Source organism: Sphingopyxis sp., from assembly GCF_035998965.1.
GTDB lineage: Bacteria > Pseudomonadota > Alphaproteobacteria > Sphingomonadales > Sphingomonadaceae > Sphingopyxis.
The window spans coordinates 56335-70617 of sequence record NZ_DASYHE010000094.1; the positions used below are offsets into that span (position 1 = coordinate 56335).

Here is a 14283-nt window from a genome sequence, read left to right on the forward strand (position 1 = left end):
CCTCAAACTCCTCAGTCATGATTGAAGATTTCCGATGAATACTCCCTACAAAAAGAAGCTGATCGAAGTTGCCATCCCGCTGGAGGCGATAAACGCGGCCTCAGCCCGCGAGAAGTCTATCCGGCATGGGCATCCCTCGACGCTGCATCTGTGGTGGGCGCGGCGGCCGCTCGCAGCTTGCCGCGCGGTGCTGTTTGCACAGCTGGTTGATGATCCGTCGAGTCATCCGGATCAGTTCACAACTGAGGACGAAGTAGAGGCTGAGCGTGATCGGCTTTTCCGGATCATTGAAGATTTGGTGAAGTGGGAAAACTCAACCAATGAAGAAGTCCTCGAGCGGGCACGTGCGGAAATCCGTAAGAACTTCCCGGACGGAGTTCCCCCGGCATATGATCCTTTTTCCGGAGGCTGCTCGATCCCGCTAGAAGCTCTTCGGCTTGGCCTGCCGTCGGCCGGCTCCGACCTCAATCCAGTAGCCGTGATGATCGGCAAGGCAATGATCGAGCTGCCCTCCAAATTCAAAGATCAAAAGCCAGTTCATCCAGGAAAACCTGAGCGCCTCCACTATCGCGGCGCGGAAGGTCTTGCCGAGGACATCCTTTGGTATGCGCAATCGCTGACCGCTAAGGCTCGGGCGAAGATTGGACATCTCTATCCTCAAGTTACGCTTACCAACGCGCAGGGAGGCGGCGACGCCACTGTGCTTGCTTGGTTGTGGGCGAGGACCGTTGCAAGTCCAAACCCAGCTGTGCGCGGCGCTCACGTTCCTCTAATTTCTAACTATTGGCTTTGCAACAAACCCAAGAAATCAGTGTGGGTGAAACCCGTCGTCAGTGGGACAGACATTCGCTTCGAGGTACATAGCGGGAAGCCTGCTGACGAGGATGCAGTTGCGGCGGGCACAAAAGCCGGACGAGGTGCGAACTTCCGGTGCCTCCTGACAGGCGACGCCATTACTGCTGATTATGTGAAGGCCGAAGGCATGGCCGGCAGAATGGGCTGGCGTCTTGTCGCGATTGTCGCAGAAGGGAAAGGCGGACGCCGGTACGTCTCCCCTACAGAAGAACAAGAGTCCCTTGCATTCAGCGAAAAGCCAGAGTGGAGGCCGGAATATCCGCTTTCGCAACACCCTCAGTATATGAGCGTAACCAACTATGGACCCACAAACATCTCAGATTTGTTCATGGATCGCCAGACGATCGCCCTGAACACCTTTATGGATTTCATTCCAGATATCGTCGAACAAATAAAAGACGCAGACTACAGACGTGCGATTCATTCATATTTGGTTCTGGGTGTTAGTCGTTTAGCTAATCGCCAATCAACAAGTACCTTCTGGCACACAACCGGGGAGAAGGTGGAGCAGGTATTCGCGATGCAGGCCCTTCCCATGAGGTGGGATACTGCGGAAGGAAATCCGTTCTCATCTTCATCGGGCAATTTTATTGGCCAGGTGGAGTATCTGACGAAGAGCGTTGCCGCGCTTCCTTGTGCTGAACACCCCGGTGTCGAGCGGCAGATGGATGCCCAAAACGTCGACTTTACTGGCTTCGTCGTTTCGACTGACCCGCCTTACTATGACAATGTTCCGTATGCGGATTTGTCTGATTTCTTCTATGTTTGGCTTAGAAAAGGGTTAGCCGCAACCTATCCCGAATTGTTCTCGACCATGCTGGTTCCTAAGCAGGAGGAACTGGTTGCCGACTACAAGCGCCATGGCGGAAAGGACGAGGCCGACAGCTTTTTCCTTGAAGGCATGACTACCGTCATGCGCCATATGGCAACTCAGGGTCGGCCCGATGTTCCTGCAGCGATCTACTATGCCTTCCGGCAAGGAGAGGTCGATGAGAGCGGCTTCTCGGTTAAGGGGTGGGCGACCTTCCTTCAAGCGATTGTCGATGCAGGATATTCGATCGGGGCAACCTGGCCTGTTCGTACCGAATTGGTCGGTAACCTCAAGAAGAACAAGAATGCGCTCGCGACCTCGGTGGTGATGGCATGCCGTCCTCGTGCGGCCGATGCCGAGACCGTCTCTCGCATCGAGTTCATTCGGGCCTTGCGCCGAGAACTGCCAGCCGCACTCAAGGAAATGCATCGCGCTAGCATTGCCCCTGTGGACATTCCCCAAGCGTCCATCGGCCCGGGCATAGCAATCTTCAGTCGTTATGCTTCCGTCATCGAGCGCGATGATAGCCCGATGTCGGTGAAGACCGCTCTGCAGATTATCAACGAGGAACTCGACCAGTACCTCTCTGCACAAGAAGGTGATTTCGATCCGGAGACCCGCTTTGCCGTCACATGGTTTACGCAACATGGCTTCGAAAAAGGGATGTTCGGGGACGCTGATAGCCTTGCACGTGCCCGCGGAATTTCGGTCGACGATGTGCGACACGCAGGCATTGTGGAATCGTCGGCCGGCCGCGTTCGCATCTACAAGCGCGAAGAACTTGAGGAAGGCTGGGATCCAGAATCCGACCGCCACCTCACGGTTTGGGAATGCTGCCAATACCTCGTGCGCCAGCATCAGCTTGATGGCTTGTCCCACGAAACGGCCGTGCTCCTGAAAAAGTTTGGGAGCGATAAAGCTGAAGCGGTGAAAGACTTAGCTTACGTTCTTTACGAGATCAGCGACAAACGACGTCAGGACCGACAAGAAGCCACAGCCTACAACGCCCTGATAACGGACTGGACCGAGCTTACGCGCCAGGCTGCCGCTGTTCATGATACGCGCCGAGACGGCCAGATGCGCTTCGACGTCTAAAGGGAATTATAATGGCTAAAAGCACCCGCCAATACGTGTTCGAAGGCATGGAACTTCTGCCTTCTGCTTTGATCCCCTTCGTGGAAAAGCGCCTGGACAGTTCAATCAAGGGCCATTGGCAGCAGGAGGTGGTCCAACGCGTTCAGGGCTTGCGACCCAATTCGACCGGCGATGTCGGCTGGGACCAGCAGGGTCTGCTCAAAACGATGATGGCATTCTGGAAGGACGCGTTCGCCACGGTACTCGGTCATCCCGAGCGATCCTATGTGTCGGAACTTCTCGACGTGCGGAACAAGCTATCGCACAATGAAACTTTCACTTACGATGATGCCGAGCGCGCGCTTGACTCCATGCGGCGACTGATGGAAGCGATCAGTGCCGGGGAGGCTGCCGAGCAGTTGAGCCGGATGCGGGATACGATCCTGCGCACTAAGTTCACCGAGCTTCAACGCAACGAAGAGAGGCGCAAGACGCAGCGACTTGAGATTTCGGTCGAGACTGCGGCTGGCCTCAAACCATGGCGGGAAATCGTCGAACCACATCAGGATGTAGCTACCGGCGAATTCTTACAGGCGGAGTTCGCAGCGGACCTTGCCAAAGTATATTCGGGCAGTGCACCGCCTGAATACCGCGATCCGAAGCAGTTCTTCAGCCGGACCTTTTTGACCGAAGGTCTCAGCGCACTGCTCGTCGGCGCAGCCAAGCGCTTGTCGGGAAGCGGTGGAGACCCCGTGGTCGAATTGCAGACTAATTTCGGTGGCGGCAAGACCCACTCGATGCTGGCGCTCTACCATATGGCAGGTCCGACGCCGGTGCAGGACTTGTCGGGCCTTGATCAGCTGCTTGAAAGCAATGGCCTGACGGTGCCGGACGGCATCAATCGTGCGGTGCTAGTTGGCACCTCCCGCGGGCCGCAGGACTTACTCAGTGTGGAAGGTGGACGGAAAATCCGGACGACCTGGGGAGATCTCGCGTGGCAGCTGGGCGGTCCCGACGCATTTGACATGATAGCGGAGAACGACGCGACAGGTATTGCTCCCGGATCCGATCTTCTCGAAGCGCTTTTCAACAAATGTGCGCCTTGCCTCATCCTTATCGACGAGTGGGTCGCCTATCTGCGCCAGATCTACAAGGTTGATGGCCTGCCATCAGGCTCGTTCGACTCCAATCTGTCGTTCGTACAGGCTTTGACCGAAGCGGTGAAAGCAAGCCCCGGCACACTGCTCGTCGCCTCCTTACCCGCGTCACAGATCGAGGTGGGCGGCGAAGGTGGCCAAGAAGCTCTAGCGCGTCTCAAACAGACATTTAGCCGGGTTGAATCCTCATGGCGTCCGGCCAGCCAGGAAGAGAGCTACGAAATTGTTCGCCGACGCCTGTTCAAAGAAATCCCAGGCGATCGTTTCCATCACCGGGACAACACGCTCAAAAAATTCGCGACACTTTACCGTGAAAATCCCAACGATTTTCCGCAGGGCTGCGCTGATGAGGACTACCGGCGTAAGTTGGAGAAAGCCTTTCCAATTCACCCTGAGCTGTTCGATCAGCTCTATACGTGTTGGGGGTCACTCGAAAAGTTCCAGCGCACGCGTGGGGTACTGCGACTGATGGCACAGGCTATCCACGAACTTTGGATGAGCGGTGATCCGTCGGTGATGATCATGCCGGGTAGCGTCGCGGTCAATTCGCCGCGCGTCGAGCCGGAGCTACTGCACTACCTTGACGTCAGCTGGCAGTCGATCATTGCGGGTGACGTCGATGGCACCGCCTCGACGCCGTACAAGATCGACCAAGCGGCGCCAAACCTGAATCGCTACTCGGCCACACGGCGTGTCGCGCGCGCCATTTTCATGGGCACAGCGCCCACTCACCAACAGCAGAACACGGGCCTAGACGACAAGCAAATTAACCTTGGAGTTGTTCAGCCGGGCGAACGACCGGCAATATTCGGGGACGCGTTGCGGCGTTTGACCAACCAAGCCAAATTTATGCACTCGGATCTCGGGCGCTACTGGTATTCGATGGCTGCAAGCCTCAACCGCATTGCTACGGACAGAGCAGCGCAAATCGAAGCGGCGTTGGTTGATGTCACCATCGACGCGGAGCTGACCAAATATGTCAATGCGCTCCCCGATCGAGGGCATTTCGACGCGGTTCAGGTCGCGCCGTCAGGTTCCGTCGAAGTGCCTGACGAAGCCGGCGGAGTTCGGGCCGTAATACTGGGGGTGGCGCATCCGCACAACGGTCGGGATGGGTCAGAGGCCTTGGTCGAAGCCGAGGAAATCCTGATGCAGCGCGGCAGCACGCCGCGGGTGTATCGCAATATGCTTGTTTTCATCGCCGCTGATGCCCGGCAACTCGAAAACCTGAAGGATGCCGTGCGCGCATGCCTCGCGTGGAGCGAGATCGTCCGCGATACGGATCGCCTAAACCTCACACAAAGCGACAGTGCGCTGGCCAAGGCGAAGCTCTCGGAGGCCAATGAAACCGTCAAAACCCGGCTCAAAGAAGCTTGGTGCTATCTGCACTATCCGGCGCAGGAAAGCGCACAAGCTGATGTGGAATGGGTTTCAGGCAAGATTCCCGCACAGGACGGACTGCTCGCCCGCGCCAGCAAAAAGCTGATTGGCGAAGAAGGATTGTTGACCGAACTCGGCCCCACGCGTCTTGACCGTGATATGCAGAAATACATCTGGAACGACAAGCCGCACCTCTCGCTCAAAGACCTCCGCGAATACCTCAATCGCTATATCTATTTGCCGCGCATCAAGAATCAGGAGGTGCTAATCAGGTCCGTGCAGTCAGCAGTAAGCGGGATGCTGCCTGGACCGTTCGCCTATGCAGAGCGATGGGACGAAGCTGCGCGCAGGTATCTGGGCCTTGCGATTGACCACGCAAATGACGCTTTGGTTGTCATTGATAGTGATAGCGTGATCGTCAAGCCCGCAGTCGCTGAATCGCATCGTCCAGAAACATCGGCGCTCTCTGATACGGTTCCCAACAGTTCACCCGCCGGAGCAACTGAAAATCCCAGCGGGCCAATCAACGATGTTAACGCGCCACCGCCGACGGAACAAAATCCGACACGATTTAGCGGGACCGTCATGATTTCCCCTGAGCGACCGGCACGGGATATGCACCAAATCGTGGAGGCAATCGTGGAACAACTAACCACGCTGCCAGGCAGCAGGGTTACGCTGAGGCTAGAAATCGAAGCTGAGGTGCCAAGCGGCCTCGATCGTGCTAAGGTGCGCACGCTAGTCGAGAATGCGAACACCCTCGGATTTTCCGAGAAAGCTGTCGAATAAGATGGCTCGAGCGTGGCGGATTTTCCTATCGCGCAGCCTATGGAGTCAGAATAGGGCTGTCGATCCGGACCGACCGCTAACTCGTCGACATCGGGCCAAGGCACGCATCATATGATATTCAACGCCTTTGTCGCCGACGCCAAGCTGCTCAGCGATTGCCCGATAAGACATGCCCTTTAGCCGATGCATGAGAAATATCCTCCGCGTTCGCCTCGGCAGCGCGAGTAACGCACGCCGATACGCCGCGCGAAGCTCCCGTCCCTCGATCTTCCATTCTTGTTCCGGCGGGAGTGGGGCATCGCGCGCTTCGTCGAGCGGATAAAGCATGCAGCCTTTCCGGTGCCACGTCCGCGCCCGGTTGATCACTAGATTGCGAGCCGTCCGCGTCAAATAGCCATTCGGATTTTCGAGCCTGTCGAAGGCCCCGCTTCGTAGGACACAGGTAAATGCCTCCTGCACGAGATCCGGAGCTTCATCACGCCCAACTTTCCTCCGAAAGAAATGGAACATCCGATCATGCTGCGCCCGATAGAAGGCGTCGAAGTTCGGATAGGGGCCAACGGCGGTCATGGCCGGTCCCCCCGGCGTTCACCGGGGGGCAGCGGCGCATCCCGCGAAGCGCGGTAAAGGGTGATGCCGGCCTCAATCCGGTCGAGAATGAAAGTGTCGCGGTCGGCCTTGGCGGTGCGAATGTCGGACTTGGAATAGATCTCGACATCGACTGCACAGCGATTGCCCAGTTCGCGGTCGATGGTCGCACGCGCGCGCCGCCAACAGCGTTCGTCAGTGAAGAGCGGATGATTGACGACGACCCAGAATTCATAATCGGAAAATTCGATCGTCCGGCTGTCTTCGTACCAGGATCGCCGCGCATAGGGACCGATCAGGATGATCCGCCTGATCCGTCCCGGCTCGGGCGCCGGAACCTGCGAGGGATCGAACAGGCCGCGCAATATGCGGGTGATGCGCTCGATTTCGCGCTGCTTGCGCCGGATGAGATGGCCGACGCGCGCCATCACGACTTCGCACGCGTAAACGTCGGGTGTTGGGGGTGTCATTTGCAGCTCGCACCGCGGCGGTCCGCGCGATTGCGCGCGGATGGGCAAGCGGTGTTCGCTGTGGTGCCGCCAGAGCGGCGATCAGCAACCGTCCGACACGCGGCCGGACCTACATGATGCCTGGCAGGATAATCCCCGGAATGGCCGCCAGTCGTTCCATTCCGTACCTACGATTATGCCAGAATCCGGGAGTCCCGGCAAGCGGCCTGGGCCCAGCGCCTATCGGCGCGCCGCAGTCTCAAGCTCGGCGATTTGGTCCGAGCATACCTGATGGACGACGCGGCCTAGTTCTTCGACGCGATCGGTAAGCCAGATCAGCTCCTCTTCGCTAATTTTGTAGTGCTTCGCGTATCTTGCCTTGGTGTAGGCTTCCTTCAGCTTCTGGAACTTTGCTCGCTCACGATGCGTGGCGTCTGGCCAGATGCCGTAGAGGCGACGGTCAAGCCCTTCGGCGAGTGATCGCAGGAACGCGATATTATGGTTGTACGGCGTGTAGAAGGTCAGGGTCAGCAATAAACATCCGTAAAGCCGTTCAGTCGCTTGGTGCAGTTGAAACGCAGATTCCTTGAGTCTGCCGCGGCTACGCGCATATTTCGAGGTATCGAGAAAACCGGCTGCGCTCGGCATCCATTCCTCAAAATATTCCCGCGCCGTTTCGAGCGCCTGTTCCGGTGTCTTGGGCTTCGGCGTGGCCAGTTCTCGGTCATCGGCTTCGTAAAGCGCGATCCCATCTTTCGCGACCTCCATGAAGAAGACACGACCATGCGAGAGCCCGTCGTTTACCTCGTGCAGGCTGTGGACGATAAAATTGACCGGCGTGTGTAGCGTTTTCTCGATCGTGTAAGCGCGAATGAGACGTTCCTCGGCAGTCGCCCAATAGGCGGCGCGGTCGGTCATCTCTTTCTGGCTGACGATGACGAGGATGTCATAGTCGGATTTATACTGGTTCGCCGACAGCGGCGCATCGACCCAGTCGCCCCGCGCGTGGCTGCCAAACAGGATGATCTTGAGAATACGCGCGCCCTTGCGCGGCCCGGTAGCATTTTCCGTCGCGCTGCGGAACTCGTCAAAGATGGTCTCGACGACGCGCTCTAGCTCACGCTGCTTGGCGGCGGGAAGGTGATCGATGTCTGTTCGCATGCTCATAGAATCTTCGAGAAACTGTAGTGGTTTGGCAAGGACATTCGGGTAGCCGGTATACTGCTCTGACGAAGACCGATTTTCGGAGAGGCAATTGACAGGAGCCTGAAACCTTGGCGGGCTCAGCAACCTGACCTCTAAGCATGGGCGAGGAAAATACATGGGCAGACCGCCGAAACACGACCTCTCGACTTGGACCGTGGTCGACGATTGGCCCGATCCGGTTCCCGTCACAGAAGTGGAGATTGCCGTGTTCGAAGGCTGGTTCGGCGACGTGTTCGACGAACTATTTGACCCTCCCGCTCCGCCTTCGATCACGCCAGAAACGGGCGCGCATGTAGAGGGGATGGATGCTGGGCCTCTGTGGTCGTGGCCCGACCTGCGATGAATTCGCCAGTAACGATGAAATGCCATTGGATGTGACATTCCATCAGATGAGCGGCGCGATAGGATCGCTGATTCTGCTCTGGTCCAAGATTGAACGGTCTGCTCGCGATGACGTCGTCCGTCTCTTAGGATTTCTCCCGGCCAAGGCACACGGCATCAAAGGCGTCATAGGAACTTGGGAAGGCGCGGTCGTCGAGGCCCAACCACCCGACACGCTGTGCGCCCTGTTAGCGGCTACTCTCAGATTGCAGCTTCAGGGGCAGCTGGATATCCGCAACGGGATTTGTCACGGCCTGATCGGAATTATGGGGTCGGTCGGCGACGCCCCTGCCGCGCTAAGCTGGGAGTTGAACGGCCTGAAGCACTCGATGTCCTGGGAAGAGCTACAATCGTCACTTGGCTGGCTTTCCAAGATTCCCTTTGCCTTCTCGATGATCTCGGACCCGGCGTTGGACCGCCCCGGTTGCAGGGTGGTCGACACGATAGAGAATCGAGAATGGTGGCGAGCCGAGTGGGGGCTCCTCCTGCCATAACTGCGACCGCACGTGGAAATGCTCTCTGTCAGCGCAATCTCGGTTGAAGAGGTCAAAGTCCGAATGCCGCAAGGTTTTTAGATAATGCCGAGCCCGCTGCTTTGTGAGCGTCGGCCGCCGGCATTGCAGCCTGTGCGATGGCCGTCTGCACGGCGCCAGCGCGTTCATTGATCGCCGAAACCAGCTTCGCGCGATTATCGGTGACGATCGTCGCCGACTCCTTCGCGCGCGAGATGCCGACGTAGAAGCTTTTCTGGTCGACCAAATTGGTCGCCTTGCTGTCGGCATGGATGATGACATGGTCGGCGGTGCGCCCCTGCGCCGCGAAGGCGGTATCAACATAGGCATGGGCGATATGCCGGTCACGCGGGGCATCGAGGTCGAGAGTCTGTGTCTGACCGCGAGCGCCAAGCACCGTCGCGGTCCGTGCCTGCTCGTCGATCGCGGTGACTTCGCCGCGCGCGCCATTGATCCGCCCGGCTTCACGATCGTTGCGGGTAAAGCGGATGCTGTCGCCAGTCCTTAGGTCCATATTCTGCGGCGCGAACGCCTGCACCTTGCCGGCGCCCCATTGGCGAAGCCTCCAATCGACCTCCCGCCCATCCTCGGACCTCAGCGCGATGGCGGCTTTCGCCGGATCGACCGCTTCGACACGATAGGCCTCGCCGCGCGCTACACCCTTATCAGCATAATCGCGGGTGAACCGCACGACATCGCCCCGGTCGTAGCTTAGCGGGTCGCGTGCCTCGGCGCGAGTGAGACCCTTGTTGACGAGACTTGCCACGGCGACGGCGGGACCGGACAGCGCGCCCGACTTCACCAGCGCCGCGCGTATATCTGCCGTCAACGCATCGCGCCCTTCGCGTGAGGGTTCGATGACCAGCGTTCGCGCTCGCGCCGCCTTGTCGAGCCCGGCATAGCGCTCGGCGATAGCGACGAAGCGGTCGGCGCGATCGGCCTGTTCGACGATCTGGCCGCCACCGCGATCGAGCGCGGCGAGCGCTTTCTTCGCATCGCCCTCGATCGAAGCGAGCACCGCCTCCTTCGTGGCCGCGTTGCTCTGCCGGACGATCTCGCCGAGCGTCGCGGTTTCTATACCGGCGCCCTGAAGCTGCGCGAACGCCGCGCCCGCCTCGACCGATCCGAGCTGCTTCACATCGCCGACAAGGATGACGCGGGCATCGTACTGCTCGGCCAGATCGAACAAACGCGCGGTATCGCGCGCCGACAAGAGCGAGGCTTCGTCGACGATCCATGCGAGCGGCTGACCAGACGCAGAACCTTCCGGCACAAGCAAATGGCGCGCCACCGTATCGCCGCGGGCGCCGAGCGCTTCGCCGAGTGTCATAGCCGCCGATACCGTCGGTGCCAGCGCGACCACTGACATGCCGCGAACTTCGGCCTCGCTCGCGAAGGTCGCAAGCACCGTTGTAGTCTTGGCGGTCCCGGCATAGCCTTGGACCGCGGTGATGCGATTGCGGCTGGTAAGGAGCTGCTCGGTCGCCGCCTTCTGGTCAGCGTTCCAGCCAAAGCCGGACCGCTCCGCCTGCGCCGCCGCACTCGCGACAGCCTTGGCGGCGGCAAGCGGGGAGGCGATCGGCGCGAGCGCACCGCGCCCGTGCGCTTCGATACGCAGAATTGTCTTCTCGGCGGCAATATTCTGGCGGGTCGTAAACCCGGCGAACGCGGCGCCGCGCCGGTCGATGAAGGTGCGATCGACCAGCTCGCCCTCCTTCGTCGCCCGCCCGATCGCCTCGCCAATCTCGGCATAGCCCACCTTCCCAAGGCCAACCCGCCCCGCTTCCTCGAGGAGCGCCGCGACCGAGAACACCGATTGCCGCTCGCCAAGCTTGTCGGCGGCATGGGCAACGGCGCGATCGGCGATCGATGGATTGGGAAGATGAGCGCCGTTCGCGGCCTTGGCTTCGGCTTCGTGCATCAACGCTAGCCGGGCCTCGGCATTGAACCCAGCGCCGTCGGCGGTCTCTCGCCAGTCGGCGACAAGCACGCCATGATTAGTTGCCACCTTTGCCTGCCGCGTATCGAGCGCGGCCACTTGCTTTTCGGCGGCGCTGGCTTCCTCGCGCGATGTGCCTCGTTCCCACAGCGCCGCCTCGATCTCGGCGCTGCGCGTGCTGAACGCCGCCATCACGTCCGCCGAGACGCCCCTGATCTCAAACATCGACTCCTTGCCTGGATCAATCTCGTAGCCGAGCTCGCGAACCTTCAAGGCCAGCTCCTGCCGGTAGATCGCGCCGATCTGCTTCTGGAGCTGATAGATCGCCCGCGGTTCCAGGCTGCGCCACGATCCATCCTCGCCGCGCGTCGCATTCATGATGACATTATGGGTATGAAGCTGCGGGTCCTGCGCCCGGCTGGTCCCATGCTGAAAGCTGGCGACGACGAGATTGCCAGTGGCCTCGCGCGTTACGCTGCCGCCATGCCGAACGCGGGTCGCGGCCATATGCGTTTCGACATGCGCGAGCGCGGTCTTCACCGCCTGCCCATGTGCCTCGATCAACCGTCGATCGCCGGCGACCTCGGCCATGATCGACACCGACTTGGGCGCACTCAGCGTCACATCCCAGCCGGGCCGATGCTCAAGCTGGCCGTCACGAACCGTGCCGAGCTGCTGCCCCGCGACCTTGCCGTCGAGCAACTCGCGGAAGGTATCGCGATCGATGTCACCCGACAGCCCAAGCTCCTCTGCGCCCTTGCCCTGCCACTCGGACGGCGACAGTCCGCCGTCGGCGTAATAATCGTCAGCCTCATAATAGCTGCTCGCCTGCGCCGAACTGGTCAGCGCCGATACCGACGCGACCATCAGATCGGCCCGCCATCGTCAGCGGGCGGAGGCGCTGATCGCTTTTTCCCTGCCTTCGGCTTTTCGACGACCTGCTTCTCGGCTGGCGGCGACCCATCGCTGTCGGGCTCTTCTTTGGGCGCCGCCTCCAACGGCCGGTGCCAGAGGGTCGTTTCCGGGTTCGCCGCGACGAAAGAGGGCTGGCGCGGCTCGCCGCGTTTCTCGATATGATCGGCGGTGAGTCCGATGCGCGCGACGGGAAGCCCATCGGGGAACAGCAGATAGCCCTCATAGCGTGCGAGGCGGAGTTCGCTTTCGAACACGGCGGGCCGCGTCTTACGCTGACGGCCGAGCGTCATCCGTGGCTTGTCGTCGCCATCGCCAAGCGCGCCGGTCATGGTCTGGATCTCGACCTCGCAGGTGCCGATCGTGTCGCTCGCCCAGCGCCGGGATTCGCCGTCACCCATCTGCAAGAAGAGCTTGGTATTGCAGCAGCCGAGCATGGATTCGGCAAGGTCGTCGCCATAGCGATGGCGCATCTGGCCGACGCCCTGAAAGGTAAGCACGACCGCCGCCCCGAACTTGCGGCCCTCGGGCAGAAGGCGCGTCAGATTGTCGACGCGCGGCAAGTCGGCAAGCTCGTCGAGCAGGAACCAGACGCGCCGGTCGGATGATGGAGAAAGTCCCAGCATGGCGCTCGCGGCGCATTCAAGCCAACAGGCGAGCAGCGGCTTTAACGCCGCGAACTGCTCTTCCTTCCGCGGCACGAAAATCCAGGGCTTGGCGCCCTTCGTGTCGTCGAGGCCGGCGATGAAATCGCGGAACGAAAAGATTTTCTCGCCCTCTTCGGGCATGCGAAGGAACTGGATCAGGTTCGCGGCCTTCGCGAGCATGAAGAGCACGCTGCCGGTGGCCCGGTCGGCGTCGTCAGAGAAGGTGCGTGCCGACGATGTGTCCTTGAGCCAGGCCTTGAGCTTGTCCTTGTTCATCTTCTGCAGCGCTTCGAGCAGGTCCGGCAGCGTGCATTTCTTCTCCTTCCAGAGTTCCCGGATCATGTTGGCGACGAGGATGCGGCTGGTTTCCAGCCAGACGTCGTCGTCCTGCTTCCCGGTCTCGGTAACGAGCTGCTGCGCGATGCGATCGGCATCGGCTGGGTGGGCGATCTCGGCGAAGGGCGACCAATAGACGCAGCGGGCATCGAACGGATTGAGAATGATGTCGCCGCACTCGGGGCGGTAATAGTGGGCGATGAACTCACCGCTGGTGTCATAAACCAGCGCGGCTTCGCCGCGCGCCGCGATCCCGTGGAGCATCTGGCGCAGCACCGTCGTCTTGCCGCTGCCCGTCGTGCCGACCATCGCCATGTGCCGGGTTTCGAGGCGGCGGGGAAAGGGGACGGGACCGATCGCCAGCGGATGCGAACCGGCCTCGGCTCGCGCCAGCTTCACCAACTCCTTCTCGCTCGTCACCCTGGTGCCGTCGATGACGCGGTCGCGGAGCGCGCGTTGGCGCCGCCGCGCGGCGACGTCGCGCAGCAGAAACAGGCCCGACAACCATGCGACAAACCCCAGCATGGCGCCGCGCAGGACGAACGACTTGGCGATGCTCGCCCGGCGGACAAAATAGGGATCGGTCGCGACCGTGCGCGCAGGGTTCAGATAGTCTCTCCCCTCGTAACGGATGACGATCCCCGGATCGCCGCCGTCGCCTGCAAACCATGACAGCATCTTCGCGTGATAATGGGTGCCGGTGTCCCGAAGGATGCTCGGGTCGAGCATCAAATAGGGCGCCGCCAAACCGCCCAGCGCGATCGACGAGGCCATGATCGCGAACTGTCGTTTGAACCGTCGCGTCTGGCTGTAGCGAAGATGACGCCGCAGCGTCTCGGCATGTAGCCGGAGATCGTGAGGCTCGCTCATGGCCGTTCCGCCATCGCAGCACGTTGTCGGTCATAAGCCCGGCTCGTCTCGGCGGTGATGACCTCGTCGCTCTTGCCGCCTCCCTTCGCGGCGCTGCGGGCATAGCAATAGGCGGCGCAGGCCGTGTGCAAGGTGCGGTCGAGCAGGCGTTCGACATCGGCGAGGCGCGTGCTCATCGATGCGACCTCGGCGATAAGTTCGCGCGATCCCCCATCAGCGACTGGCGGGTTCAACTGCGCGGCGATCCCCGCCTTCACGCTGCGCTGGAGCATAGCGTATGGCGTCACGCCTTGCTGATCTGCGAGTGTACGAAGCGCCTTTTCGATCGCCGCCGGGAGGCGGATGTTGTGACGGGCGAGAGTCATAGCCGTCCCTCG

At 60.4% G+C, this 14283-nt stretch carries 9 protein-coding genes; 3 read left to right on the plus strand and 6 right to left on the minus strand.

What is annotated here, in order from left to right; genetic code table 11:
• Nucleotides 1–34 precede the first annotated feature (34 nt).
• Both VGN68_RS16975 and VGN68_RS16980 read left to right on the plus strand, forming a co-directional pair.
• Nucleotides 35–2761 carry a DUF1156 domain-containing protein gene (locus VGN68_RS16975; RefSeq protein ID WP_327478296.1) on the plus strand — a complete coding sequence of 909 codons (2727 nt, stop codon included), beginning with the start codon at nt 35–37 and terminating at the stop codon, nt 2759–2761.
• 11 nt (nt 2762–2772) lie between these two features.
• Nucleotides 2773–6066 carry a DUF499 domain-containing protein gene (locus VGN68_RS16980; RefSeq protein ID WP_327478298.1) on the plus strand — a complete coding sequence of 1098 codons (3294 nt, stop codon included), beginning with the start codon at nt 2773–2775 and terminating at the stop codon, nt 6064–6066.
• Nucleotides 6067–6111: 45 nt separating this feature from the next.
• Here the strand turns inward: VGN68_RS16980 and VGN68_RS16985 are convergent, their stop codons facing one another.
• The 3 genes from VGN68_RS16985 to VGN68_RS16995 form a co-directional block, all read right to left on the minus strand.
• Nucleotides 6112–6636: an RNA polymerase sigma factor gene (locus VGN68_RS16985; protein ID WP_327478300.1), complete on the minus strand. Its 525-nt coding sequence runs from the start codon at nt 6634–6636 to the stop codon at nt 6112–6114.
• Nucleotides 6633–7124: a hypothetical protein gene (locus VGN68_RS16990; RefSeq protein ID WP_327478302.1), complete on the minus strand. Its 492-nt coding sequence runs from the start codon at nt 7122–7124 to the stop codon at nt 6633–6635. The genes VGN68_RS16985 and VGN68_RS16990 overlap by 4 nt, the downstream gene beginning before the upstream one ends.
• Nucleotides 7125–7343: 219 nt before the next feature.
• Nucleotides 7344–8264, minus strand: coding sequence for a nucleotidyltransferase and HEPN domain-containing protein (locus VGN68_RS16995; protein ID WP_327478364.1), 921 nt, complete (start codon nt 8262–8264; stop codon nt 7344–7346).
• Nucleotides 8265–8614: 350 nt separating this feature from the next.
• On the opposite strand from VGN68_RS16995, the gene VGN68_RS17000 reads away from it, so the two are divergent.
• Complete coding sequence (locus VGN68_RS17000; RefSeq protein ID WP_327478304.1) at nt 8615–9184, plus strand: hypothetical protein; 570 nt, start codon at nt 8615–8617, stop codon at nt 9182–9184.
• 52 nt (nt 9185–9236) lie between these two features.
• On the opposite strand, the gene mobF is transcribed toward VGN68_RS17000, so the two are convergent.
• Genes mobF through VGN68_RS17015 form a run of 3 tightly spaced genes read right to left on the minus strand, consistent with a single transcriptional unit; the run spans nt 9237 to nt 14271 of the window.
• Nucleotides 9237–12008, minus strand: a complete 2772-nt coding sequence (gene mobF, locus VGN68_RS17005; RefSeq protein WP_327478306.1) for a MobF family relaxase — start codon at nt 12006–12008, stop codon at nt 9237–9239.
• A complete protein-coding gene (locus VGN68_RS17010; RefSeq protein WP_327478308.1) occupies nt 12008–13906 on the minus strand; it encodes a type IV secretion system DNA-binding domain-containing protein in 1899 nt (632 codons plus the stop codon). Before VGN68_RS17010 ends, mobF begins: the two co-directional genes overlap by 1 nt.
• A complete protein-coding gene (locus VGN68_RS17015) occupies nt 13903–14271 on the minus strand; it encodes a hypothetical protein (protein ID WP_327478310.1) in 369 nt (122 codons plus the stop codon). The genes VGN68_RS17010 and VGN68_RS17015 overlap by 4 nt, the downstream gene beginning before the upstream one ends.
• Nucleotides 14272–14283 lie beyond the last annotated feature (12 nt).